The organism is Rhodovulum sp., from assembly GCF_011048875.1.
GTDB lineage: Bacteria > Pseudomonadota > Alphaproteobacteria > Rhodobacterales > Rhodobacteraceae > Rhodovulum > Rhodovulum tesquicola.
In genome coordinates this window covers 1-2,359 of sequence record NZ_DSDD01000246.1, presented here as the reverse complement: position 1 = coordinate 2,359, position 2,359 = coordinate 1, and the positions used below count along the sequence as shown (strand labels likewise).

General features: G+C 62.6%; 2 protein-coding genes. Both read right to left on the bottom strand.

The annotated features are described in order from the left end of the window. Positions 1-8: 8 nt before the first annotated feature. The gene (locus ENN83_RS08710; protein ID WP_287186009.1) at positions 9-590 is read right to left on the bottom strand and encodes a hypothetical protein; all 582 of its coding nucleotides are present in this window, start codon (positions 588-590) and stop codon (positions 9-11) included. After that, positions 587-2,254 carry an energy-dependent translational throttle protein EttA gene (ettA, locus tag ENN83_RS08705; RefSeq protein WP_287186007.1) on the bottom strand — a complete coding sequence of 556 codons (1,668 nt, stop codon included), beginning with the start codon at positions 2,252-2,254 and terminating at the stop codon, positions 587-589. Before ettA ends, ENN83_RS08710 begins: the two co-directional genes overlap by 4 nt. Between the last annotated feature and the right edge of the window lie 105 nt (positions 2,255-2,359).

Genomic DNA, 2,359 nt, shown 5'->3' with positions numbered 1-2,359 from the left:
GTCTTACGTCATGATTGCGTCTTGGTCAGATATAGCCAAGCGCCCCGCATTTGCACAGAGCCAAATGTCGCTGATCCGCTTAGTTCTCGCTGAAAACGGTTAAAGAACTCTCGATCTGCAGGGCTGCGGAAGTGCAGTTTGATGTGGTCGGCAGGCATGGCAGTCTCGGCGCAGCGCACAGTTCCAGCGAACATTGTTGAGAGCACGTCAACGTAGTCATCGACCGTCGTGTCCTCTGAGAAGTCAAAGCGGGGTGATAAAACCAAGTGACGCAGACGCAATACCTTGCCAGAATAGCCGGGCAGACCCGCAACATTTAGTTGACACGCTGCCAACACATCATCTCCTCTGACCACGCCGAACACACCGGCGCTCTTCGTCTGCGGGTCTTCGGCCAGCGTCTTGAGGACTGACAGCGCACTGGGTGCGAAGTCAGAGAAACTCTCATTGAACTCACTGCACGCTGAGTCCCAGTTCAACCAGAGTCGCGTCCAGAGGCCGTTTTCTCGCGAAAGTCGTTCGAATTCCATCAATGCCAACCCTAAGTTGTTCACCGATTCGCCTATCTCTTGGGATGAACTCTCGCTCACCGCGCGAATTTCTTGTACTTCACCCGCTTCGGCTCGACCGAATCCGGCCCCAGACGGCGGATCTTGTCTTCCTCGTAGGCCTGGAAATTGCCCTCGAACCATTCGACATGGGCCTCGCCCTCGAAGGCGAGGATATGGGTGCAGAGCCGGTCGAGGAAGAAGCGGTCGTGGCTGATGATGACGGCGCAGCCGGCGAAATCCTCAAGTGCTGCTTCGAGGGCCTGGAGCGTCTCGACATCGAGGTCGTTGGTGGGCTCGTCGAGCAGCAGCACGTTGCCGCCGGATTTCAGCAGTTTCGCCATGTGGACGCGGTTGCGCTCGCCCCCCGAGAGCAGCCCCACCTTCTTCTGCTGGTCGCCGCCCTTGAAGTTGAAGGAGGAGCAATAGGCGCGGGAGTTCACCTCGGCATCGCCGAGGACCACGATATCCAGCCCGTCCGAGATCTCCTCCCACACGGTCTTGTTGGCATCCAGCGCGTCGCGGGACTGGTCGACATAGGAAAGTTTGACGGTGTCGCCGAAGCTGATGGTGCCCGCGTCAGGCTGTTCCTGGCCGGTCAGCATGCGGAACAGCGTGGACTTGCCCGCGCCGTTGGGGCCGATCACGCCGACGATGCCGCCGGGGGGCAGCGCGAAGGAGAGATCCTCGATCAGCAGGCGGTCGCCATAGCCCTTGCGCAGGCCCTCGACCTCGATCACCTTGCCGCCCAGACGGGGGCCGTTGGGGATGATGATCTGGGCGCGCGAGAGTTTCTCGCGCTCGGACTGGCTGGCGAGGTCCTCGTAGGCCCGGATGCGGGCCCTGGACTTGGCCTGGCGGGCCTTCTGGCCGGCGCGGATCCAGTCAAGCTCGCGCTCCAGCGTCTTCTGCCTGGCCTTGTCCTCGCGCGCCTCTTGCGACAGCCGCTTGGCCTTCTGTTCCAGCCAGGCGGAATAATTGCCCTCGTAGGGGATGCCGCGGCCGCGGTCGAGTTCGAGGATCCAGCCGGTGATGTCGTCCAGGAAATAGCGGTCATGGGTGACGATCAGGATCGTGCCCTTGTACTCGATCAGGTGGTTCTGCAGCCAGGCGACGGTCTCGGCGTCGAGGTGGTTGGTGGGCTCGTCCAGCAGCAGCATGTCGGGGGCTTCGAGCAGCAGCTTGCACAGCGCGACGCGGCGGCGTTCCCCGCCCGACAGCGTGGTGACGTCGGCCTCGTCGGGCGGGCAGCGCAGGGCCTCCATCGCGATGTCGATCTGGGCGTCGAGATCCCACAGGTTCTCCGCGTCGATCTGGTCCTGAAGGGCGGTCATCTCCTCCATCAGCGCGTCGGAATACTCCTCGGCGACCTGCATGGCGATCTCGTTGAATCGATCAAGCTTGGCCTTCTTCTGGGCCACGCCCTCCATCACGTTGCCGCGAACATTCAGCGCGGGGTCGAGCTCGGGCTCCTGCGGCAGATAGCCGACGCGGGCGCCCTTGGCCGCCCAGGCATCGCCGGTGAAATCCTTGTCCCAGCCGGCCATGATGCGCAGCAGCGTGGATTTCCCCGCGCCGTTGACGCCGACAACCCCGATCTTGACGCCCGGAAGGAAGTTCAAGCGGATGTTCTCAAAGCACTTCTTGCCGCCCGGATAGGTCTTGGAGACGCCGTCCATGTGGTAGACATACTGGTAGGAAGCCATCGCGAACCGTCCTTCGGGTTGGGTGCCTGGGTTGCTGGCTGACATAGCCGGTCCGGGGGGCAAGGGCAATGAGGGGGGGCAGTCCGCCGATGGCCGGGCGGTGGG

Excerpts from the sequence above, each read along its gene's own strand:
- ettA (WP_287186007.1), bottom strand. The coding sequence starts at position 2,254 with ATGGCTTCCTACCAGTATGTCTACCACATGGACGGCGTCTCCAAGACC.